The sequence below is a fragment of the Paenibacillus borealis genome (genome assembly GCF_000758665.1).
Taxonomy (GTDB): domain Bacteria; phylum Bacillota; class Bacilli; order Paenibacillales; family Paenibacillaceae; genus Paenibacillus_AQ; species Paenibacillus_AQ borealis.
This window is the reverse complement of record NZ_CP009285.1, coordinates 3,814,783-3,836,080: the sequence shown is the minus strand read 5'-3', so window position 1 is coordinate 3,836,080 and position 21,298 is coordinate 3,814,783. Positions and strand designations below refer to the sequence as shown.

Annotated in this window: 22 protein-coding genes and 1 pseudogene; 10 read left to right on the top strand and 13 right to left on the bottom strand. The window is 48.9% G+C overall.

The window, feature by feature from the left end:
• Positions 1–294: 294 nt before the first annotated feature.
• On the bottom strand, positions 295–1,929 hold the full coding sequence (locus PBOR_RS16105) for a sensor domain-containing diguanylate cyclase (protein ID WP_042213287.1): 1,635 nt from the start codon (positions 1,927–1,929) through the stop codon (positions 295–297).
• A 265-nt stretch (positions 1,930–2,194) separates the two neighbouring features.
• Here PBOR_RS16105 and PBOR_RS16100 point away from each other — a divergent pair, with 265 nt between their 5' ends.
• On the top strand, positions 2,195–2,482 hold the full coding sequence (locus tag PBOR_RS16100; protein WP_245648209.1) for a hypothetical protein: 288 nt from the start codon (positions 2,195–2,197) through the stop codon (positions 2,480–2,482).
• A 122-nt stretch (positions 2,483–2,604) separates the two neighbouring features.
• On the opposite strand, the gene PBOR_RS16095 is transcribed toward PBOR_RS16100, so the two are convergent.
• Positions 2,605–3,210, bottom strand: coding sequence for a pentapeptide repeat-containing protein (locus tag PBOR_RS16095; RefSeq protein WP_042213283.1), 606 nt, complete (start codon positions 3,208–3,210; stop codon positions 2,605–2,607).
• A 141-nt stretch (positions 3,211–3,351) separates the two neighbouring features.
• On the opposite strand from PBOR_RS16095, the gene PBOR_RS16090 reads away from it, so the two are divergent.
• Positions 3,352–3,735, top strand: a complete 384-nt coding sequence (locus tag PBOR_RS16090; protein ID WP_245648207.1) for a PilZ domain-containing protein — start codon at positions 3,352–3,354, stop codon at positions 3,733–3,735.
• A 92-nt stretch (positions 3,736–3,827) separates the two neighbouring features.
• On the opposite strand, the gene PBOR_RS16085 is transcribed toward PBOR_RS16090, so the two are convergent.
• The 5 genes from PBOR_RS16085 to PBOR_RS16065 are packed head-to-tail and all read right to left on the bottom strand — an operon-like array spanning position 3,828 to position 7,359.
• Positions 3,828–4,562, bottom strand: coding sequence for a hypothetical protein (locus tag PBOR_RS16085; RefSeq protein ID WP_042213277.1), 735 nt, complete (start codon positions 4,560–4,562; stop codon positions 3,828–3,830).
• Positions 4,556–5,257, bottom strand: a complete 702-nt coding sequence (locus PBOR_RS16080; protein ID WP_042213274.1) for an ABC transporter ATP-binding protein — start codon at positions 5,255–5,257, stop codon at positions 4,556–4,558. The genes PBOR_RS16085 and PBOR_RS16080 overlap by 7 nt, the downstream gene beginning before the upstream one ends.
• A gap of 14 nt (positions 5,258–5,271) precedes the next feature.
• Positions 5,272–5,646, bottom strand: coding sequence for a GntR family transcriptional regulator (locus PBOR_RS16075; RefSeq protein ID WP_042213272.1), 375 nt, complete (start codon positions 5,644–5,646; stop codon positions 5,272–5,274).
• The gene (locus PBOR_RS16070; RefSeq protein WP_042213270.1) at positions 5,646–6,395 is read right to left on the bottom strand and encodes an ABC transporter permease; all 750 of its coding nucleotides are present in this window, start codon (positions 6,393–6,395) and stop codon (positions 5,646–5,648) included. Before PBOR_RS16070 ends, PBOR_RS16075 begins: the two co-directional genes overlap by 1 nt.
• Complete coding sequence (locus tag PBOR_RS16065; protein ID WP_042213268.1) at positions 6,388–7,359, bottom strand: ABC transporter ATP-binding protein; 972 nt, start codon at positions 7,357–7,359, stop codon at positions 6,388–6,390. The genes PBOR_RS16070 and PBOR_RS16065 overlap by 8 nt, the downstream gene beginning before the upstream one ends.
• 261 nt (positions 7,360–7,620) lie before the next feature.
• Between PBOR_RS16065 and PBOR_RS16060 the strand changes: the two genes are divergently transcribed.
• Together PBOR_RS16060 and PBOR_RS16055 are read left to right on the top strand one after the other, a co-directional pair.
• Positions 7,621–7,992, top strand: coding sequence for a hypothetical protein (locus PBOR_RS16060; RefSeq protein WP_042213266.1), 372 nt, complete (start codon positions 7,621–7,623; stop codon positions 7,990–7,992).
• Between the two features lie 127 nt (positions 7,993–8,119).
• Positions 8,120–8,374 (top strand): hypothetical protein, encoded by a 255-nt coding sequence (locus tag PBOR_RS16055; protein WP_042213264.1) that lies wholly within the window; start codon positions 8,120–8,122, stop codon positions 8,372–8,374.
• 29 nt (positions 8,375–8,403) lie between these two features.
• Here the strand turns inward: PBOR_RS16055 and PBOR_RS16050 are convergent, their stop codons facing one another.
• Positions 8,404–9,360: a phosphotransferase enzyme family protein gene (locus PBOR_RS16050; protein ID WP_042213262.1), complete on the bottom strand. Its 957-nt coding sequence runs from the start codon at positions 9,358–9,360 to the stop codon at positions 8,404–8,406.
• A 201-nt stretch (positions 9,361–9,561) separates the two neighbouring features.
• On the opposite strand from PBOR_RS16050, the gene PBOR_RS16045 reads away from it, so the two are divergent.
• Entirely contained in the window at positions 9,562–10,425 is an 864-nt protein-coding gene (locus PBOR_RS16045) for a sulfurtransferase (RefSeq protein WP_042213260.1), read from the top strand.
• 484 nt (positions 10,426–10,909) lie between these two features.
• Here PBOR_RS16045 and PBOR_RS16040 read toward each other — a convergent pair whose 3' ends face one another.
• The gene (locus PBOR_RS16040) at positions 10,910–11,302 is read right to left on the bottom strand and encodes a hypothetical protein (RefSeq protein ID WP_245648206.1); all 393 of its coding nucleotides are present in this window, start codon (positions 11,300–11,302) and stop codon (positions 10,910–10,912) included.
• A gap of 556 nt (positions 11,303–11,858) precedes the next feature.
• Here PBOR_RS16040 and PBOR_RS16035 point away from each other — a divergent pair.
• The gene (locus PBOR_RS16035) at positions 11,859–12,617 is read left to right on the top strand and encodes a DUF975 family protein (RefSeq protein WP_042213258.1); all 759 of its coding nucleotides are present in this window, start codon (positions 11,859–11,861) and stop codon (positions 12,615–12,617) included.
• Between the two features lie 266 nt (positions 12,618–12,883).
• Positions 12,884–15,172 carry a preprotein translocase subunit SecA gene (locus PBOR_RS16030; protein WP_042213255.1) on the top strand — a complete coding sequence of 763 codons (2,289 nt, stop codon included), beginning with the start codon at positions 12,884–12,886 and terminating at the stop codon, positions 15,170–15,172.
• Between the two features lie 142 nt (positions 15,173–15,314).
• On the opposite strand, the gene PBOR_RS16025 is transcribed toward PBOR_RS16030, so the two are convergent.
• Entirely contained in the window at positions 15,315–17,180 is a 1,866-nt protein-coding gene (locus PBOR_RS16025) for a serine hydrolase (protein WP_157764049.1), read from the bottom strand.
• A 195-nt stretch (positions 17,181–17,375) separates the two neighbouring features.
• On the opposite strand from PBOR_RS16025, the gene PBOR_RS16020 reads away from it, so the two are divergent.
• The 3 genes and pseudogenes from PBOR_RS16020 (at position 17,376) to PBOR_RS38075 (ending at position 19,294) form a co-directional block, all read left to right on the top strand.
• Positions 17,376–17,927 carry a MepB family protein gene (locus tag PBOR_RS16020; protein ID WP_042213252.1) on the top strand — a complete coding sequence of 184 codons (552 nt, stop codon included), beginning with the start codon at positions 17,376–17,378 and terminating at the stop codon, positions 17,925–17,927.
• A pseudogene (locus tag PBOR_RS38080) lies at positions 17,924–18,346 on the top strand (deoxyribodipyrimidine photo-lyase); the annotation flags it as partial. The gene PBOR_RS16020 and the pseudogene PBOR_RS38080, both read left to right, overlap by 4 nt.
• Before the next feature lie 195 nt (positions 18,347–18,541).
• Positions 18,542–19,294 carry an FAD-binding domain-containing protein gene (locus tag PBOR_RS38075; protein WP_245648264.1) on the top strand — a complete coding sequence of 251 codons (753 nt, stop codon included), beginning with the start codon at positions 18,542–18,544 and terminating at the stop codon, positions 19,292–19,294.
• A 66-nt stretch (positions 19,295–19,360) separates the two neighbouring features.
• Here PBOR_RS38075 and PBOR_RS16010 read toward each other — a convergent pair whose 3' ends face one another.
• From PBOR_RS16010 to PBOR_RS16000, 3 genes are read right to left on the bottom strand one after another with little or no spacing between them, the layout of a single operon-like run.
• Positions 19,361–19,999 (bottom strand): ABC-2 transporter permease, encoded by a 639-nt coding sequence (locus tag PBOR_RS16010; RefSeq protein ID WP_042213247.1) that lies wholly within the window; start codon positions 19,997–19,999, stop codon positions 19,361–19,363.
• 1 nt (position 20,000) lies between these two features.
• The gene (locus PBOR_RS16005) at positions 20,001–20,864 is read right to left on the bottom strand and encodes an ABC transporter ATP-binding protein (protein ID WP_042213245.1); all 864 of its coding nucleotides are present in this window, start codon (positions 20,862–20,864) and stop codon (positions 20,001–20,003) included.
• Positions 20,854–21,240 carry a GntR family transcriptional regulator gene (locus tag PBOR_RS16000; RefSeq protein WP_042213241.1) on the bottom strand — a complete coding sequence of 129 codons (387 nt, stop codon included), beginning with the start codon at positions 21,238–21,240 and terminating at the stop codon, positions 20,854–20,856. Before PBOR_RS16000 ends, PBOR_RS16005 begins: the two co-directional genes overlap by 11 nt.
• Positions 21,241–21,298: the final 58 nt, after the last annotated feature.

The following is a 21,298-nucleotide window of genomic DNA, read 5'->3' as shown; positions in this document are numbered from 1 at the left end:
GCGTAAACTAGTAATAATTAACTATATCGGAGGGACTAATTTACTATGCCTTCATATTATTTTAAGGAGTTCTGGACACCGCTGAGTTGGGTAGGTATTAAGTTTTTCCGGGATGACGAAGGATTTCTTTGGATTAAATGGTGGTCTAAGCCACGCAAGAGATTACGCTGATTTAGCGAGATACATATCTTGCATATAGTTTTCTATAACGGGAATGCCAATAACCTTTCTCCGTCACAGGACAGAGAAAGGTTATTGGCTGTTTATATTACCTTCCTGTACAGACCTCAGCCCTCAGGAAGCCGCTTCAAAAGTAATCCGGTTCTTTCCGCTGCGTTTGGAGATGTATAACGCTTCATCCGCCAGCCTCAGAGTCTCGATAGTATCACTGCCCCCATCGGGCGTCCATACAGCAGCGCCTACACTACACCCGACATGCAGATCTTCGCCTCTGATCATAATGGGCAGATTGATTTTACTGATGATTCGTGAAGCCACAATTTCCGCCTCCTGCATAGGTTTACCTGCAGAAGTATTAAGAATAATGACGAACTCATCCCCGCCCAGCCGGGCTACGATTTCATTGTCGCGTGTACAGTCCATCAGCCTGAAGGCTATCTCCTGCAGCAATGCGTCGCCGATCGCATGTCCGAAGGTATCATTCACTTTTTTGAATCCGTCCAAATCAAGGTATAAGAAACTAAGCGTCGTGCGATTCTGCTTGGCTTTGCTGACTGCATGGGCCAGAAATTCATCCAGCGCAGCCCGGTTGGGCAAGCCCGTAAGCTTGTCATGCAACGCCATATCCGACATATAGCTCAGCTTGCTCTCTGTCTTAGTCAGATTATTCACCAGGTTACGCAGTGACTCAGACAGAATCGCTACATCTTTAAACCGGGTTGAGGATGGAATCTCCACATCGGCCCCTGAGCTGAGCAGATCGGCCGTCCGGGTAATATCCCCCAGCGGGCGGCTGATCCATCCGGCCAGCAGCCAGCCGATAATCGCAAAGACAGCTGCTGTGATCAGTCCGCTGATCAGAATAAAGCGTTCAAGCTGATGTACCGAGGCAAAAGCAATTTCCGCCGGCTGACGGATAATGACCGACCAGCCCAGACCCGGATAATTCATATAGCCGTCCCCATATGCATATCCAGTCAAATAGGAGTCCTGATTCTGCTCCTGTTCAATAATCCATGAACTATTACCGCTGCGGGCTTTCTGCAGCACTTCATTTGGCATTCTTTTGCCGACAAGTGCTTTGGGACCCAGGAGGATCGTGTCATCTTTCCTGCTGACTACGAACACTTCTACACCTTTCAGGCGCTCCTTGAGCGGAGTCACAATGGAAGCCTCGACTTCACGCGACCATTCCCAGCTGAGATGTGCTGCCAGTACACCGTTTATCTGGCCTTGCTTGCCAGTAACCGGCACACTCACATCAACAAACTGCAATGCTTCGCCGGAAGGATTGGGAAGCAGCTTGGAGAGCAGCACCGCATCATGGACATCCCCGATGAAGGTTCCCTTCAGGCCTTCCTGAAATACCGGCCTCTGACTGATGTTCGTGCCCTGCAGAATATGATCTGTGGAAGAAAGGACATTCCCCTTATTATCGAGAAAACCCACCCAGGTGAATACCGGCAGACTCTTCTTCAGCTGATCAAGCAATCCGCTGACTTCTGACGCATCAACCGGCTCCTGAAAAGCATCAAGCTTGCTGAGCACCTCAACTTCCCCGGAGCGTGACCACATGAAATGGTCAAGCTTCTCGGACATTTGGTAGGCTTCTTCAGCCAGGGAGCTGCCAATGCTGACTTCAACAGACTGAGTAGACCGGTTGCCGATAACATAGCTGAGCAATGCCGTTAACAGAATGATAATGACCGCAAAAGCAGTTGAAAATAACGTACGCAGATTTAAAGACATTCACATTCTCCTCTTCGGAAGACCTTATCATAGCACCGACCGCTGAAGTTGCCTAGTAGCGCACTCTATGTCGAAAAGGCTCGGTAATTATTTATCGGAAGGAATATGCGGAAATATAATACAGCTTCCGGCAGACTTAGGGATTTCCTTAATTTAGCTCATGCGTTGTATCAATATTATGCTGAGTTGCGCGGATGATAGTGTTTACATTTTGGCATTATAGTATAATCTGCTCTGTAGCACATGCCAACTTAAGGAGTGATTGATGATGACTGAACAATATGAGATGTATGATGATCCCTTCAAGATGCTTATTCTGCTGGCAACGCTGATATCTGAGAAACAGGGTACAGAGCTGAAATTCGAGCATGTCCCTTCTTATGAGAATGAGGTTTTTGCCATTGAACACCAGAAGTTTCTCTATAAAAAAGATGGCACGGAAATCACCTGGTTTGAGTTTCTGGGCAGAGACATTGCCTCCTCCAGCGATCTGACCCGTTCCCAGTACAACAAAATGTTCGTAGATTGCATGGCTTCACTCTATAGCCTCTAATTCTTCACACCAGGTTACATAAGGAGCATTTCAAACCAATACCACAGCCATGCCGTCCTCTCAAGGGACGGCATTTCACTTTTTACTTCATATATATAGTGAATCAGCCTGCAGTCCCCCGCTTATCCCACCTTGGCTCCCATCGAACGTGCCAGCAATACTGCCTGCTCCACATCCAGCCGTACCCCTTTGAGATCAAGACTCTTCAGGTCAATCCCTTCCAGCCTGGCATCACGCAGATCTGCTCCTGCAAGCTGGCACTGCGCAAGCTGTACACGGCTTAAGTCTGCACCGCGCAGATCCGCTTTTTGCAAATTACAGCCCTGCATATCCGCCTCGGCGAACCGGATGCCCCGCAAATCCTGCCTGCTGAGATTCAGATGGCGCAGATTCGTATATGCCCAGTCCCCACCGTTGAGGGTAATCCCATCCATATAGGCATTCGCGAAATCGGAACCGATCATCTTGCAGTTCTCGAACTTCGCCACAAACAGATTCGCTCCGGTAAACTTGCAATTGGTAAAAGCCCCGTCCCTATGCAGCGAGGCATTCAGCAGTGCACCGGTGAAATCACAGTCCACAAAACGGCAGCTGATGGAGGTCATTTCTTCCATGGAAGCCCCTCTGAAAGAGCAGCGCTCAAATGTACAACCGTTCATTTCTCCATCCTGCATAGCAGCATAATCAAAATTATGATTCTGAAAAGTTTCATTGTAGTATAGATACATATTGTTTTAACACCTCTTTACCCGGGTATTGAACCTAAGATTCTGTGTACCGGGATTATAATTTATTTAAAAAATACTACTTTAGGAGATTGTCCAACTGTAGCCGTTTCGATATAATAGCAAATAAACTCGCGGAGGTAAATGATGGATGACTCCAGCAGAAAAGAACCGTTCCGTTATGTGATGAACCAGCCCATCGATTGCTGGCTTGAAATCCCTGCCAGCAATTCCGGGCCTGGAGCCGGAAAATTGACTGAAGGCATCCTGCTTGACCTGAGCCGTTCCGGCTGTAAGGTGCGTACTTCTCTGAACCTCCGCTTCACTGCAGGTGATACGAAGCTGATTATACATTTCCAGCTGGCGGAAGAGAAGCTTCAATTTGAAGGAAGTGTGCGCTGGGGCTGGATGTTCGGCCTTGGGCAGTTCCAGTACGGGGTAAGGCTTGATCTGTCGGAAACTGAGGAAGAACTGCTGCTGCGGGAGCTTGAGATCTGGACCAATAGCAGAAGAGCTCAAGGATTGTAAGTATAATTTGCACAAAAACGAAAGCAAGGCTGACATCGTCAGCCTTGCTTTCTCATTGAATGGACATATGTGCAATGCAGCTCTCTATCCGATCAAACCTCGATTCTTTTCTTCACCATTACAACCATTGAATAGATCAGAATAAAGGCAACCACAAATTCGAGCAGAAGCGGCCATTGATTGTTGGAAAGGTACCTAATCGTCACTCCGCTGTCGGGCCGCAGATTATTCTCGTAAATCTCAAAATTAAAGGTATTGTCCAGACCTATGAAATAGCTGTCGAACATAAATTTTTCAAGATAGGCTACCCCATTCTGCAGAAGTGTGAGGACCACAATCCCTATCCATACTCTCCACTTGAATCGCAGGCTTAATGCTACAGTAATAGAGAACATGACCATAATCATCAGGAAAACAGCGGACCATACAAACTGCAGTAAACATCTTAAGCCGACTGACACAATATTATCCGGCAGGAAATCCAGCGGGTAGATCAGCTGGTAAATGCCAAAATGCACCAGACCAAGAGCAATCACCGTCAATATAAGCAGCAGCGCAAACAGCAACGGTGATATGACCGTCTGCAGGGCAGTCACCGGGATAAGCCGCCGCTGGTAAGACTTAAGATTCCGGAAATAACTGAATACAGCTATAAATACAAGCGCCAATGCAAGTATCAAGTAGATAACCAGATTTAGCGAAACTAATTGTTCGTTCACCTTGGTGCTGGATATCCAAATCGCAGGCTGAGCCAATAGTGCAATAACAATAAAGACGAGGATTCGTTCCCTTCTGCGTCTCAGATCATATTTTAACAGCTTCAGCATTCGGCAAACACCTCTCTGAACAGCTCATCTATACTTTTCCCCCGCTCCAGTCTGAGCTCTTCCACTTCACGCTGGAGAACGATTTCCCCGTTTTTCAAGAAAATAACCTCGTCAAAAATCCGTTCGATATCGTTCACCAGGTGTGTAGAGATCAGAATGCTGCTGTCTTCCTCATAGAATTCCATAAGCGCATTGAGAATCTTGGTTCGCGCTACGGGGTCGACACCGCCGATGGGCTCATCCAGCATGTAGAGTCTGGCCCGGCGCGACAACGCAAGTGTGAGCTGCAGACGTTCATTCATTCCTTTGGATAACGTCCGGACCTTATCCTGCACTCTGAGTTTCATGAAATCCAGCATTCTCAGTGCTTTGGCCTGATCGAAGTCCGGGTAGAAGTCCCGCTGGAATTTCAGCGCATCGCCCACGTTCATCCAGGACTCCGTAACCGGCACATCCGGCATGAAGGACACAAGTGCCTTGCTCTCGACCCCTACGGGAACACCGAGGACTGAAATGCTGCCTGAATTGGGCCGGGCCAGTCCGGCGATCAGTTTCATAATTGTGCTTTTGCCGCTGCCATTGCTGCCTAGAAGTCCAGTAATCCGGCCTGTTCCCAGTGCAAAGGAGACATTAGCCAGCGCTTGTTTGGAGCCGAACTTCTTGGTCACACCCTGTACTTGAAGTAACTCTTCCACTCTTGGTACTCCCCCTATTCTTGGCCACGCTGATGTATATTCTCCGCTACTGCCGCCAGAATGTCTTCCCCCTGGAAGCCGAGCTCCTGCATGCCCCGGATAAAGCGGTCCAGCACATCCTGCGCCATTTCCTTCTTGATGCTCAGAATCGTCTCTTCTCTTCCGGTGACATATCTGCCCATGCCGCGGCGGGTCTCCACGATTGTCTCACGCTCCAGTTCCTGAAAGGTTCTTTGTACCGTATTCGGGTTAATCTGCAGTTCAGCGGCCAATTCACGCACGGAGGGGATTTTATCACCGGGCTTCAGCTTCCCTGTAATGATCTCCCCTTTGATGTAGTTCATGATCTGGAGATAAATCGGCTGGTTGTTATCGAATTCGATAACCATCAAGCAACATCCCTGCGTCTGAAGACCGCAAATCCTGCGAACAGGAAGAGCACCATGTATATGCACAGCAGCACAATGGAGAAGTTCAATGTCATTCCCGGCATAGGCGCGCCACCGTCTTTATAAGCTGCAAGATTAAGGTTGGGGAACAGGAAGTATTTGTAGAAATCACGGTAAATGATGATTTTATCTATGGTAGTGGCAAAGATTGTCGCACCGATCGTTACCCCCGTTGATTTGGTCAGTATCCCGAGCATAAATCCGATTGTGGCATACACGATGCAGTATACGGTGGAGTACAGAAGTGAAGTAAGAATTTCATTGATTCCTGCATCCCCTCCGCTGAGGCCAAAGAAGATCATTCCTGAGACAAACAGCGCTATCGTTGCAGCCATCAGCATACTAAGCGAATAGAGCAGTACGGTTACATATTTCGAGGCCAGTATCGCTGTCCGGCTGCGGGCCCGGATCAGCAGAAATTTGATCGTCCCCTGACTATATTCTTTGGATACAATCCCAGCTATACCTACAATGACGAGAATCACCAGCACCTGGCCAATTCCCGTAGGAAGCAGTGAGTCTGCTGTGAATTCTGCTGCGGAGGCGTACGTATCTGCCGCAGCCACTGTATGCACAATATAACCTATTACAAATACCATCAGCACTAATAGGGCATACGGAATAATAAAGCTGCGTTTCTTCGAAATTTTGAGCCATTCATTCAGTACGAGTTGATTAAATTTACGCAATGCGGTTCCCCCCTGTCCATTTCAGGAAATCATCTTCCAGGCTTTGTTTATTCTCTGTAATCCGGTAAACCCCAACTTTGGCTTCACTGAGTGCAGCCACCAGCTCTGGAACGGTCCCATCCGGCAGACTTACATGCAGCTCGGAATGAGCTTCATCTGTCCCGGTAACCTGTACACCCTGTAGTTCTCCGGCGACAGTACGCGCTTGCTCCACCTTATCTACCCGAATAGTAAGTGATACTTCACTCCGAGCTTCCGCCGCTTCTGCAATCCGGGTAACCGTAACGAGCTTGCCGTTCTGAATTACGACCGCCCGGTGGCAGATCTGTTCGATCTCGGCCAGCATATGGCTGGAGATTAGAATCGCAATGCCCTCCACCTCAGCAATCTTGCGCATATAATCGCGCATCTCCCGGATACCAGCGGGGTCCAGCCCGTTGGTCGGTTCATCCAGAATGAGCAGCTTCGGCGAATGCAGCAGGGCCTGGGCGATACCCAGACGCTGGCGCATGCCCAGCGAATATGCTTTTACCTTCTTGTTCATCGCTTCCTGCAGTCCAACCAGCTCCACAACCTCATCAATCCGCGATTCACCGGCCCCGTCACTCATCCGCAGATACTGCTTCAGATTGTCATAACCGGACATATGGGGATAAAATTCCGGATTCTCGATGATTGCTCCGATCTGCGAGATGGCCCGCTTGAAGTCCTTCTGTATACTGTGCCCATGAACGAGAACATCCCCTCCGCTCATACGGATGAGTCCGGTCATCATGCGGATGGTGGTCGTTTTACCAGCACCGTTCGGACCCAGCAGTCCGATAATTTCCCCTCTTTGGATATCGAAGCTCAGGTTATCTACTATCGCTTTCCCTTTAATCACTTTACTGACGCCTTGCATTTCCAATACAGTTTGTTCCTTTACGGGGCCTGACAGCCCTTGATTACGAGTGGACGTATTCATGACAGCCTCCTTATGTAGACACGGGATTGTTATTGTTTCCAGCCTTGTATTTCCATTGATGTGTCAGTGTGTTAGTTAAATAGTACACTAGACATTCTCATCTGTAAAGCCCAATTGTGATTTTTTTCCTTAAGCTCTCTATAAACAGGCTATCCATTCAGGGATTCCGGCCATACCAGTCTTCCAAAGCAAACATAGAATAGTATTGCAACTGACAGTACCGTACTGCATTTGCCATTCCAGCTTCGAGGAGGAGTTCATGTGGACAAAGAGGTTCATATCTCACAGACATATCCAAGGCTGACCGTGTACAGCGAAGAAAACTACCGCGGAAGAAGCAGAATTTACAGGGGCAATCTTGGTATCCGTAATACAGACAATATTCTGGACGGAATTGAGAGTCTCCGTTTCTTCTCCACCAGCAGCAATGCAACGCTCGTCCTGTTCAGCAGAACCCGGTTCAGAGGCAGCTTCCGCGTGCTTCGCGGAAACCACAGCATCCGTGATCTGGATGACTATATCTCCGGCAACGATGTAGAGTCAATTATCTCGACTAACCAAAGACTGACCCTGGCCCAAATCCGCAGCATCCGCAGCAGCGGGGAACTTCCTTCGGGTTACCGGTTAATCTAGTAAGAATCAGCAAGACAAATAGGGCACACTCCGGTATCACCCAGCCGGAGTGTGCCCTATTTGATTGTTCAAATGAATCCAAAGCGGGTAATCAAGGAGGAAAAATACTAGGAAAGGGGAGATTATCATGCCATCTTCATCTAAACGATCCAAAGCCCGGCTGAAACCCGGCCATACATATGCTGCCAGATATCAGCTGGTTAAGGGCCCTATTCCGCCTCCACAAAATTTCTTCCGGAAATACTTCTGGCTGTTAGCTGTAATCGCCTTTGCTTCAGATATCCTGGGGTTTGCTGACCGCTATTATGTCACAGCCCGGGAGCTTGGAGTCCAGCAGGGGCTGATCACGCCAAAACTGTGCAATCTGCCGTATTATGGATAGCCGGACTGTTATTAACATTCAAGCTGTATCTACAGCTTCCCGCCTGACATTTGAATCACATCTGCCGCAAGCACTGCGATCTGCTCCTGCAGCACTTTCACATCATCAATTCCTTTCCAGTAACGGGTGACAAAATGAAGAAAGACATCGACCTTACGCAGCAGGATCAGCGTGGGAATCGCTGTTAATTCTTCCGTGGTAAGTATGATCTTGCGGCTGAAGCCCCGCCAGAAATCACGGATAATCTGCTCTTCCTCTTCATGGCACAGCATCCCGGACAGAATAACTGCAGCCTCCATGGCCCGCACATCCCAGGTGCAGAACTCAAAATCAAGGAGCGCTGTCACTTGCGCAGCATCCTCCGCATCCACCAGCAGATTGGAGGCATTTAGATCGCCATGTATCAGCTGATGAGGTAATCCCTCCAGTTGCTCCAGTGAATCTGCCACACCCTCATAAGCCTCAACCAGCACTTTCAGTTCCGGCAGCAGATCCTGGAGAGGTTCAGGCGGATTCAACAACAGACCGCGGAGTGCTTCCCGGGTGCACAGCGGATACGACTGCCCCAGCTCATAGTATGGCCTGTACACAGCAGGGTTCTCCGGCTTCACATCAGCCAGCACAGCAGATAAGGTCCCGGCCGCCTCACCGAACGACTCATAGAAGCCCGAATCCTGTTCAGCCGGAGATTCACCTTCAATATAGCCGAACAGGCAGGAATACTTCCCGTCACCCTCTTTAAGCTGAACCATCGTCTCCCCCGTGGAGGTAAGAATAGGAACAGGAATTTTAAACGGCAAATCCAGTGCAGCCAGCTTTTGCAGCACGGCATGCTCGAACTCTATTTTATTCCGGTCTCTATGTGTATCATAAATCCGCAGCACAGCGCGGCGGGTTTCCTTGTCAACAAAGTAGGTGGTGTTATTCCAGCCTCCGCTCCGCTTCCTTAATGTCCCGTTCCACTCCGGCCAGGCTTGGCTTACAATAGTATTCGTAGGCTTTTGCTCCTTTCCAAGTAACTATATGCACAGTAATTATCTTCAGTTCTCTCCTCCGGTTCTCAAGTCATTGTAGAATCAGGATTGGGACGATGTCAAATCGCCATGATTCAGGTTCAGCGGTTATGCGGAAATCTGTTTTTCCGTTATAATAAACTTCATAGAATATAAGTAAAGGATGGGATACATATGGACGCTACCGTAACCAAACGCTGGCTGCTCGCCAGACTCTACGAGCCGGAGCAGATCATCGTAGACTGCCGCTTCACACTGGGCAAACCTCAGGCCGGCAGAGATAGTTATGAAGAGGAGCATATTCCGGGAGCAGTCTATCTGGACCTGGAGCTGGATCTGTCATCTCCGGTTGGCGGACACGGAGGCCGTCATCCCCTGCCTGATCCTGAGGTGCTGGCGGCGCGGCTCAGCAAGCTTGGAATCGGCAACGATTCACGTATTGTCGCCTACGACGATGAGAGCGGCATGAACGCTGCACGCTTGTGGTGGCTGCTGCGTTACCTCGGGCATGAACAGGTATTCATATTGGAAGGCGGCTTCAGCCAGTGGAAAGCCGAGAAATATCCGGTGACGAATCATCAGCCGGTCCGGGTACCTAGTACATTTGAGGCCAATGTTCAGCCGCAGATGCTCGTTGACGTCCACAAGGTACAACAGATATCTGCTAATATGGAGCCTTCGGCTTCTCCAACCGGCCTATCTTCAGTCCTCATCGATTCCCGCGCCCGTGAACGCTTCCTGGGGCAGGAAGAGACCTTGGACAAGCGAGCCGGACATATTCCCGGTGCGTTCAACTTCTTCTGGAAAGAAACGCAGAATGCCGACGGCAGCTTTAAGAACGCTGAGGAATTGCAGGAGCATTTCTCCGAGCTGGACCAAGACGCTGAGATCATCGTCTACTGCGGCTCCGGCGTAACCGCCTGCCCGAATGTGCTGGCGCTGGAGAAGGCTGGGTTCAAGAATGTGCGGCTGTATGCAGGTAGCTGGAGTGACTGGATTAGCTATGAGGAGAATCCGGTGGCTACCGGAGAAGAGTAAATGCGAATAGCCCGCGTTCAGCGCGGGCTATTGTTATTTTCTAGCCAATTAGTGGAGCGGTTTACCTTTACGTCCCACAATGTATTCGGTTTTTCGCATACAATTGCCCCGTTACCCCTCGCTGTCGCACATTGTGTTGGGTTTTTCGCATACAATTGCCCCGTTCACCCTCGTTGCCGCACATTGTATTCGGTTTTTCGCATACATTTGCCCCGTTACCCCTCGCTGCCGCACATTGTGTTCGGTTTTTCGCATACATTTAGCCCGTTTACCCTCGTTGCCGCACATTGTATTCGGTTTTTCGCATACAATTGCCCCGTTACCCCTCGCTGTCGCACATTGTGTTCGGTTTTTCGCATACATTTAGCCCGTTTACCCTCGCTACCGCACATCGTATTCGGTTTTTCGCATACATTTGCCCTCTCCCCCTCGTTCCTCTCTAAATGGCTGGTTTTCCATAAGCATTCGCGGGCCACATTATTTATCAGACTAGATCTGGACTTTGGAGCGTACCTATATACTCATAATAAATAATTCGCTGCGATTCTCCTCTTGCCACTGGGCGGAATTTCCCCTTATCCACCAGCATGCGGCAGTATTTTATGACCGTCGTTGTGTGCAACTCCAATTCTCTCGCGGCTTCAGCCGGGCGAAGAACACGATGGTGACGGATGGCTGACCGCATCAAATCACGTTCAAGTTTAGAATAGGAACTCTCAGCGCTTCTATTCGCAGATTTTCCTGCCGACAAATAAGGAAACAGAATGTTACGCAGTGCGGAGAGGATGAAAGACGGGTTGTCCTTCAGTTCATCCAGCGAAATATAGAGCACCATGCAGTCCTGTGACTGCAGAAAAAGCCCGCGGTTCAGGTCCATCCGGTATTTGCTCCGGTCCGTGCCATGCGAGCCAAAGTCCATAATTTCAAATGCAATACGTGAGGTTCCGACCTGCCATAGTATATCGACAAAATAGGATCTGCCACGCCAGTCCTTAACTTCATATTCCGGGTGTAGTCCCTTCTAAAACGCACAAAACCCCGCCTCCTTCCGAATGGGTTAGGAGACGGGGCATTCTTTGCCACGTTTGCTTGAATCTATACTTAGTGTGCCACTTTTGGCTGGCTAAAACAATACAAAAATATCAATATAGAGACAGATTGTGTTATACCGGACTGCCCTTGTTGATGTGTCACGGAAAATCTATTGTATATACCCGGTAACACTGACTCAGCACTTCAATACTAACTATTCTTCCTTTTATTCATTCATCCGAAACAAACTTAGAAATATAAAAACAGTTTCCAGCATCCGCTCCGCAATCGTCAGCATTCAGCCAAAAGTCATAGTAATTAATTGTTTGTCTAATGACATAATCTATGGTATCAATTGTAAGACAAAGAATAAAAATGCAAACAAGAAGAGAGGTTATTTGATGTGGGATCGTAAAGAACTAAAGCGAAGGGCCAAGAATGTACTCCGCTCCTCCTATTGGAAGGCGTTTGTGGTGAGTTTACTGCTGGTCTTTCTAGGGGAAGGCTCAGGTCTCCCAGGATTTAATCGTAACATGGGATCATCGGCCCGTTCAGAAATTTCCAGCTCAGGTCTGGATTTCGATTGGAACGTGTTAGGACCTTTTCTTTTAATCGCACTATTAGTAGTCGGCATTATTGCAGTAATTGGAATTGCATTTTATATCCTGATCGGATCTCCGCTTAAAGTGGGTTCATTCTGTTACTTCAAGCAATCTGCCGAGGGTGAAGTCCGTATGGGCAATGTCGGCTATGCCTTTAACAAGGAGCGGTACTGGGCTATTGTTGTAACCATGCTCTGGAGAGGTTTTTTGAATTTCTTATGGTTCCTGCTGCTGATCATTCCTGGCATTGTAAAATCCTATGCGTACAGTCAGGTACCTTACATTCTTGCGGATAATCCGCACATCGGGTATAACCGCGCAGTAGAATTAAGCAAGCAAATGACACATGGACATAAGTTCAGCATGTTTGTGCTTGATTTGAGTTTTATAGGCTGGATTCTGCTTGGCCTGCTGGCACTTGGCATCGGGGTTTTATTTGTTCAGCCCTATATCAACGCCACGAAAGCCGAGCTTTACCTGGAATTACGGCATCATGCGCTATCGTATAATTTGACAACAGCACATGAACTCCGGCTAGCACAGACACCCTTTATCTAGAAAACGTATCTGTTATCTGCATACCACTATTTAGGACAGATTGCATTCTTTGTAAAAGCAGCAGCAGCCCCGTAGACCGGAGGTTACTGCTGCTTTTGCATGTAAGACCTTGTCTTTCGTGCAATTTTGTCCAGGAGGAAATAAATAGAAACTTTGAGTTTGTTTTTACGTAGTACTACAAAGTTTATGAGCTTGAAGCCAGGCGAAACATTCTATGTTTGGAGCGGCTGGACTTCATTCTTCTACCGAGGGGAGATCACATTCCTATGAATATAGCCGTCAAGCTGATGCAAAAATTCAAAGACTACGATAACCGGAATACGCTGAAGGCCTACCAGGATAAAACGGAGCTCATCAGGAAACGGAATGTGCAAGCATGGAACGACGGGCAGCTTCTAGCGGAATCCCTCCGGCTGCAAAAAGAAGCGCGGTCGGGCACAAGTTTGGACGAGTTGCTTGTAGATGCCTATGTGTTAGTCTGCGAGGCAGCGAAGCGAACGCTCGGATTACAGCCGTATGATGTCCAGATTATGGCTGCCATCGCTCTACATGAAAGATTTCTGATCGAGCAGCATACCGGTGAAGGAAAAACACTCTCTGCGGTTATGCCTGCATATCTGAATGCACTGACCGGCAAAGGTGTTCATGTGCTGACTTTTAATGATTATCTGGCCAAGCGGGATGCGGAGTGGATGGGACCGGTCTATCGTTTCCTCGGATTGACGGTAAGCCCGGTTCAAGCGGGAATGAGCCTGTCCGAGAAACGGGAAGCATACGCCGCCGATATAACCTACGTTACAGCTAAAGAAGCCGGCTTCGATTATTTGCGCGACACCATCGCACTAAGCGAAGCCGATACCGTGCATCGTCCCTTCCACTACGTCATCGTTGACGAAGCGGATTCGCTGCTGCTTGACGAAGCGCGGGTGCCGCTGGTCATCAGCGGAGATTCGGCCACATCAGGAAGAGACGGCTTTCGTTTCGCAGAAGTGACCCGGCAGCTCAAGCAGGCAGAGCATTACGAATTCGACGAGTTCCAGCGGAATGTTTACTTAAACGAAGCAGGCGCTGCAGAAGCAGAGGTGCTGCTGGGTTGCGGCAATTTGTATGATAGCCATAACAGCCATCTGCTCACATCCTTAAACTGCGCACTGCATGTGGAAACGTTATTGAAAAAAGACGTTGATTACATCGTCCGGGACGGTGAAATCGAGCTGATCGAAGAATATACCGGCCGCGTGGCCGAGAACAGGTATTTGCCGGACGGACTGCAAGCCGCACTTACAGCCAAAGAAGGACTGGACTCCATCGCCGGGGGAAAAATCCTCGGGACGATCACCATTCAGCATTTCATCAGCCTGTATCCGCAGATTTGCGGAATGACGGCTACCGCGCATGCTTCCGCAATGGACTTCAAAGAACTTTACGCGCTGCAGGTTGTGCAAATCCCGCCGAACCGGCCAAACATCCGGCTCGATCATCTGCACCGGATTTATACCCATAAAGAAGCCAAGCTTAAGGCACTCGTACAAGAAATCTCATCCGTCAATAGGACAGGACGGCCTATTCTCATTGGTACGTCCAGCGTCGAAGAGTCTGACATGCTGGCGGAGGCACTAGCTGCTTCCGGTGTACCTTGTCAGGTTCTGAATGCAAAGAATGACGCAGAGGAAGCCGATATCATTGCCAAAGCCGGAGAAATCGGCGCCGTGACGGTGTCTACGAATATGGCGGGACGCGGTGTCGACATCCGGCTCGGCGGCGGCAATCCCGCGCAGGCAGGAATAGTGACTAAGCTGGGCGGTTTGTACGTAATTGGCACCCATGTGAACGAAAGCGTACGGATCGACGACCAGCTGCGGGGGCGTGCCGGCCGCCAAGGCGACCCGGGAGCCTCTGTATTCTATGTAAGCTTGGAGGACGAGCTGATGCTGCGGTTCGGATTCGATACAGCGGTTCGTGTTCCCAGGCAGGATGAGGCTCTTGAAGAGCCGGCGCTCAGCAGCAAGATATCAAGTATTCAGCGTATAGTTATGGGCCAGAACTTCGATATCCACCAGGAACTGAACGGTTATTCGGATATGGTGGAGGATCAGAGGCGGATTCTATACGCGGAGCGGCTCGGAATTTTGAGAGGTACGAAGCTGATGAGCCCGTCGGAGCAGCGGGTACGGCTTTTTTATATCGACGAGTTCTGGGCTGACCATCTGGCATTCGTGTCTTATCTTCGCGAAAGCATCCACTTAGAGAGCCTGGCCAGCCGCAATCCGATCGACGAATTTCATGCGCAAATTACTCAAGCCTACGAGCTGATTCCCGCTAGAATAAACCGTGAAACGGCAAATATGCTTAAAAGGCTCGATGGTTCGAATGATCCGGCGAAATGGGATGAATTCGGTCTGAAGAGCCCTCCTTCCACCCGGACTTATATTATCAATGATCAATACATCCAGAATAAGCGCAGCTCATGGACCGGAACGACCGTTCTGGCTTATTGGCTCCGCCCGTTTCTAAAGAGGGCATTATGGCCTGTATTCAAGATGTCAAAATACTGATGCACCGCGCTTACTTCGGAACACAAAAATACATCGCCAGTGCGTATAAGGCACTTGGCGATGTATTCAGTATTTACAGATACTCGGAAATCAGCTAGGAAAATTCAGTTTGTCAGGCGTTATTTGCGGTGTAATCCCCTGCTTAACTGTAGAACTGCCAGAATACAAGCAGCCCCACCAGAACAACCATCATTACTATAGGAAGAATAGCTGACCACTTGTCACCGGCAGTTGAAGCGGATCGTTTCTTCCTCCAGGATAGCAGCAGCGCGGCTAAGAACACCACCGCCAGTCCAGTCAGACCATAGTTGACCAAAATTTGCGGATACACTTCGGTATAGGCACGTTCATTGTTGCTGAGCATCCTTAAGGCCAGAACCAGAATATTCACCACAATGCCGGTGCCTGTCAAGGTGAGGCCAGCCGTCAGCACGCGGCTGACGGCACGAAGGGCAGGGCGTGTTCCAGCTCTTCGCTTGTTCAATATTGCCTGTACCAGCAATACAAACGGGGCGATAAGGAAATAGAGGATGGCCAGTGCCGCAAGCACGGCATTCAAGAGCAGCACCGGCATTGATTTACCTGCAGGCAGCGGCAAATAATCCGTTGTATATACCGAGATCGCCTTCACCTTACCCTCAATGACCGTCGCATGAAGCATTGGCCAGGCATCGAGCGCCGAGTCTCCGCTCACTTTCTGATAGATGTAAGGCTGAACCTGCTTGTAGCTTCCATTCATCCCTGCTAGTGACACCCGGAGCTGATCCCCTCCCTGCGGCTTAAGCTTCATCAGCGTAAGATAGGGGAATAGATTCATGAAGCCGTGTGCGGGACGCCGCGCAGCCATGAACTCGCCTTGAACCTCTGAAGAATCCGGCAGATCACCAGCATCTGCCTGCTCACGCGTGCCCAGTATTGCTTTGGTCAGACCATGTACAATATTGGATTCGCTGGCCTGATTGGTCATAATTATAATCGCGAACCGGTCTTCAGGCACAATCTGCAGATTGGTGGCAAAGGCAATCGTATTTCCCCCATGGCCAAGCGTCCGGTGCACTCCGGGATATTCCCAGAATCCATGTGCAATGCCCGGCATTCCTTCAGCTGAGGCATAACTCTGACCCAGCATCGTGCCCAGCGTCTCCGGCTTCCCGAACAGAGGGGATCCTTCTCCGGCTGCAGGCATGAATGCCATCGCAAACTTAGCCAGATCTTCTGCAGTACCGTTATTTCCTCCGTTAGGGTACATGGACATATAATTCCATGACCCTTGCTTAAAGGTCCCTTCTCCTTCGAAGAAATAGCCTTTAGCTTTATGCTCCAGCAGCTCCGGACGGTCCTCTACAACAGAATAGGCAATCGAATCCTTCATCCCGAGGGGATCGAAAATATGCTGCTGAACGTATTCATGATAAGGCTGGCCGCTGATTCTCTCTACAATAAAGGCAGCCAGCGAGTTGCCATAGTTAGAGTAAGCTACAACCTCACCCGGTCTATAAATCTGTGCCGGCTGGGCCAGCTGCAGCCCCTCTTCCAAAGAGCGTACTTCCTCGGGGGACTGATAGGCCATGTCGAACATATACTCCTCGAATCCGGCATTGTGGTTCATCAGATGAAGCATCGTTATGGGATCATCATATTTCAGCTTAGTGAGGAAATTGTCCGGCAAAAGCTTGCGGATATCTTCATTCAGATCAATCTTCCCTTGCTCAACCAGCTGCATTACGGATGTCCATACGGTAAGCTTGCTGATCGAGCCCCATTCCATTACCGTATCCTTCGAAACAGGGATCTGCTGCTCCAAGTCAGCGTAGCCATAACCCTTGGACAGTACCACCTGGCCATCCTTCACCATAACAACTGATGCACCTACGGATTGTTGACCTATGTACTCTTTTACATAATCATCGACAAAAGCTTCCAAGCCGGACAACGGAATTCCGGAAGGCGTTGCTCCCCCGTTACCTTTCTCTGCTGCAAATGCTGTGATACTACTGGAAAGTAGCAATAGTATCGGGAACACAATTGTAAATCCTCTTCTTAACAATAAGACCTCTCCTCTAATCTAGTAAATTCCTGCAGTTCCCCCATTCTAACAAAAATCATCCTGCATAACATTACAAACAGCTTACATTTATGCCGGATGGACTGGTATTATCTTAATTGGAGACAGCATTATATCCACTCAGGAAGAAGGCATCTTATGAATAACTTTTATAACACGCTGGCTTATATAAATGAAACGTTTTACGCACCTGCCCGCTTAACAGTTACTTCAGTGCGTGAAGAACCGCAGAATGCCGAATATGGTGCCGGCTTGTTTCAACTAAATAACCTTTCGGTTCGATTTCGAGTTGGGAAAATAACCCCGACGAAGACAGGGCAGTTTGTCGTCTTCTGGGAAAAGGATGCTGAGCGTAAAAACCGGGCATTGTCCTATACGGACGCTCCCGATTTACTGGTAATCAATACATTCCATCCGGTCAGCGGGGAGATTGGACAGTTCGTGTTTCCGAAAGACGTGCTGAGAATGCACGGGGTGCTGGCATACGGGGATGCACCAGGGAAAATGGCAATGCGCGTGTATCCGGATTGGGATACAGTGACCAGTAAACAGGCTTCTGCTGCGCAAAATTGGCAGCTGCCCTATTTCTCCAGAGTAGATCCAATGAACGGTCAGCATATGCAGGCATTAACCAGGTTGTATGCACCAGAGATTCGTATGACACTTACATCGGAGGAAATACAACTATGATTCTGTTCATTCACCGGAAGGATCTGCGGACCTCGGATCTCCCGGCCTTTGACGCCATCTCTTCTGCACAGGAGAGTTCCCTGCATGTATTGATTCTTGAACCTTTCTTGTTACGGAATGAGCGATATCTTGAGCATAGCGGCCTGAACTTCCTCCGGCATGTATCCGGTCTGCAACAGGAATATGAACATCAAGGCAAGCTTCTCCATATTCTTTACGGGGAACCGGATGACATTGTAAGGAGTCTGGCCGGGGTTCATCCGGTCCATGAAGTCAGGGTCCATGCCGATTATACCCCCTATGCTCTGAAAAGAGACCGGCTCCTGCGCGACACAGCCCTTGCTCTGAACATGCGCTTTCACACACATCATGACAGCATGCTCTGCGACCTGGATGACTTCATGGACTGGTCCGGGCGGAGTGAGCCTTTTAAGGTATTCACCCCCTTTTACCGCTGCTGGCGCAGCTTCCTCCATGAACGTTTCCGGCCACCCTACTCTGCCGGTCTGCAGGAACTGCGGACCGTGGACATACATCCGCAAATCGCTGGCAACTACCGGATTCCCGAAGAAGTTACCCGGCAGCTCACAGCGCTCGCCCAGCCTGCGCAGACTATGAATCCCAGTCATCTGCTGGAGGATTTCATGCAAACGGAAGTGCAGCATTATGCGGTAAACCGTGATAACTATTCGCAGGAAGGGACAAGCCGGCTCAGCAGGCATCTGAATACAGGGGCGATTTCTGTTCGGACAGTCTATAACCGGCTTACGGAGAATGAGCACTTAGGGGAAGAATGGCTGAGACAGCTGGCCTGGAGAGATTTCTATCTGTATCAGGCGCGGCTGGATCCTATGTTTTTCAACTACGAGAATGTGTATGATCTTTCTGCCCTGGGGACACATAATTTCGAGGCATGGTCCCGCGGCAAAACCGGTATTCCGGTGATTGATGCAGCTATGCGCCAGCTGAATGAAACGGGCTGGATGCCAAACCGGCTGCGGATGATTACTGCGATGTTCCTGACCAAGAATCTCGGCTGTCCGTTTATTTACGGCGAGCGGTACTTCCGGCTGAAGCTGAGCGATTACGACAATACATTGAATCGCGGCGGCTGGCTCTGGAGCTCATCACTCGGATACGATGCCTCGCCTTACTTCAGGGTGATGAATCCGGTAACCCAATCTCAGACCCATGATCCCAGCGGCAGCTATATACGTACCTGGTTGCCTGAGCTGTCAGAACTGCCTGACCAAGCCATACACCTGCCCCGCGAGGATGCTATTGTTGATCTTAAGCGGTCACGGGCGCTGGCGATAGAGCTATATAAGGAAATATTGAGCAGCAAAAGAGCTGCGCCTCAAGAGTGAGCTGCGCGGAACCCGCGGCAGATGCGGGTTCGGCCGGTTGCGCGCAGCCGTTTCCACTTACATGAATCAAAACTCTTTATTCCTGTGTATCCGCACTGCCAGCAGATAAGATACTGCAAATATAACGACAGCAACAATCAGGGAGACATAACCTGTCTCAGCGCCATTAAAGTTCACAGGCTTCCACAACAATCCCAGCAGCATCCACACCAGAAAACGGATGGTAACGGATAAGGCTGCCGACACCATAATCATCATCTCACTTTTCTCCACACCGAATTTAAGAATAACCGGATAGTAGATTGAAATGGTTGAGATGGATAAGGATAAGCCGAATGTGAACCCGGTTGACAAATTAAAATGAGTTGTGTCTATCCCTCTTACAAAAATAAGAGCCGGAGTAACTATACTTACTGCAGTACCCGTCAGGATTAACAGGATGAACGAAAGGTATTTGGCTCTGATCACCGTTTTCCTTTGGATCGGCATAGTGATTTCAAGCTTACTCCATTTAGAGGCCTCGTCCATCTGCAAAGAGGACCCGATACTTACAGAAAAAATCAAAATCTGTGCAGCAATGATCGAATTCATTACAGTGTGATCGGCCGCCACAAATGAAACAAGCAGCAGAGCCAAGGCAATTCCCAAAGATGTCTTTATATTATTCTGGAGAGAATAATAATTATTTAACAACAGCCCCCGCATGTTATTTGCCCCCCTTTACCAGAAGCAGCAGAATCTCCTCAATAGATACTTGATCGACAGTGATCCTGCCATATTTTTGCTCAAACCCTTTTTTATCTATTACCAGCACATCAGTTTGATGCTCCTTTACTCTGTAAGCAAGTCTATCGCCTTCAGCAATGATCTTGAACTGATCACTTTTGCAGCGGGCAACTCCGTAGTCATATATCAGCTCATCCTTCTTCGCAGTCAGAATATTCTTTCCTTGATGAATGAAAGTGATGTAATCGGCGATTTTTTCCAGGTCACTTGTTATATGGGAGGACATCAATATAGAATGCCGCTCATCCTCCACGAACTCCAGAAAAACCTCCAAAATCTCCTCTCTGGTAACAGGGTCTAGCCCTGAGGTAGCTTCATCCAGAATAAGCAGCCGGGGATGATGTGACAATGCGGCTGCTATGGCAAGCTTCATTGTCATCCCCCGGGAGAATTCCTTAATCTTCCGGTCCATGGGCAGGCCAAACTTGGCAGTGAGCTTTAAATAGAATTCCTGATCCCATTGCTTGTAGATTCCGCACATAACCTTTGCAAGCTTGCCCGGTGTCAATACAGCCGAGAAGTTTGCGGTATCCAGAACCACTCCGATGTCTTCACGGATTGCAGTGTCTATGTCTGTCATGACCCGCCCAAAAATCCGGATCGTTCCGCTGTCTATATGAACTGTGTTCAATATAGATTTAATGGTTGTCGTTTTTCCGGCCCCATTCTCTCCCACAAACCCCATGATGGTTCCATTGGGAATGGAGAACGATACATCATCTAGAACAAAATCAGAATCGGTATAGGCTTTTGTCAGTCCGGTTATCTCTAAGCTAAGATTCATTTTTTCCCTCCGTATAAAAGACAGTCAGCATATCCACCATCTTCTCCAGTTTAATTCCACTCGTGTGGGCAATTTCCGCTGCTTTCATTAAATGCTCTTCTACTTTTTTCAGCTGCTCTTCCTGAAACATATCTTTATTGGTGGCTGAAACGAAGCTTCCGCGTCCAACCGTAGTATCGATGAATCCATCACGCTGTAAATCCTCATAAGCCTTTTGCACAGTAATAACACTGACCTGAATGGACTTCGCCAGGGAACGCATAGAAGGAATCGGATCTCCTGCCTGCAGTTCTCCACTCATGATCATTTCTTTGATCTGTGAGGTGATCTGCTCATAAATAGGCTTGTTTCTGTTGGTACTGATGATAATCTCCAAACGCTTCCTCCCCTCCGCAATATTGTACTTATTGTACCAGTACAATATATCTGATTTA

Excerpts from the sequence above, each read along its gene's own strand:
- PBOR_RS16105 (WP_042213287.1), bottom strand. The coding sequence starts at position 1,929 with ATGTCTTTAAATCTGCGTACGTTATTTTCAACTGCTTTTGCGGTCATT.
- PBOR_RS16100 (WP_245648209.1), top strand. The coding sequence starts at position 2,195 with ATGATGACTGAACAATATGAGATGTATGATGATCCCTTCAAGATGCTT.
- PBOR_RS16095 (WP_042213283.1), bottom strand. The coding sequence starts at position 3,210 with ATGTATCTATACTACAATGAAACTTTTCAGAATCATAATTTTGATTAT.
- PBOR_RS16090 (WP_245648207.1), top strand. The coding sequence starts at position 3,352 with ATGATGGATGACTCCAGCAGAAAAGAACCGTTCCGTTATGTGATGAAC.
- PBOR_RS16085 (WP_042213277.1), bottom strand. The coding sequence starts at position 4,562 with ATGCTGAAGCTGTTAAAATATGATCTGAGACGCAGAAGGGAACGAATC.
- PBOR_RS16075 (WP_042213272.1), bottom strand. The coding sequence starts at position 5,646 with ATGGTTATCGAATTCGATAACAACCAGCCGATTTATCTCCAGATCATG.
- PBOR_RS16065 (WP_042213268.1), bottom strand. The coding sequence starts at position 7,359 with ATGAATACGTCCACTCGTAATCAAGGGCTGTCAGGCCCCGTAAAGGAA.
- PBOR_RS16055 (WP_042213264.1), top strand. The coding sequence starts at position 8,120 with ATGCCATCTTCATCTAAACGATCCAAAGCCCGGCTGAAACCCGGCCAT.
- PBOR_RS16045 (WP_042213260.1), top strand. The coding sequence starts at position 9,562 with ATGGACGCTACCGTAACCAAACGCTGGCTGCTCGCCAGACTCTACGAG.
- PBOR_RS16040 (WP_245648206.1), bottom strand. The coding sequence starts at position 11,302 with ATGGACCTGAACCGCGGGCTTTTTCTGCAGTCACAGGACTGCATGGTG.
- PBOR_RS16035 (WP_042213258.1), top strand. The coding sequence starts at position 11,859 with ATGTGGGATCGTAAAGAACTAAAGCGAAGGGCCAAGAATGTACTCCGC.
- PBOR_RS16030 (WP_042213255.1), top strand. The coding sequence starts at position 12,884 with ATGAATATAGCCGTCAAGCTGATGCAAAAATTCAAAGACTACGATAAC.
- PBOR_RS16020 (WP_042213252.1), top strand. The coding sequence starts at position 17,376 with ATGAATAACTTTTATAACACGCTGGCTTATATAAATGAAACGTTTTAC.
- PBOR_RS38075 (WP_245648264.1), top strand. The coding sequence starts at position 18,542 with ATGAATCCCAGTCATCTGCTGGAGGATTTCATGCAAACGGAAGTGCAG.
- PBOR_RS16010 (WP_042213247.1), bottom strand. The coding sequence starts at position 19,999 with ATGCGGGGGCTGTTGTTAAATAATTATTATTCTCTCCAGAATAATATA.
- PBOR_RS16005 (WP_042213245.1), bottom strand. The coding sequence starts at position 20,864 with ATGAATCTTAGCTTAGAGATAACCGGACTGACAAAAGCCTATACCGAT.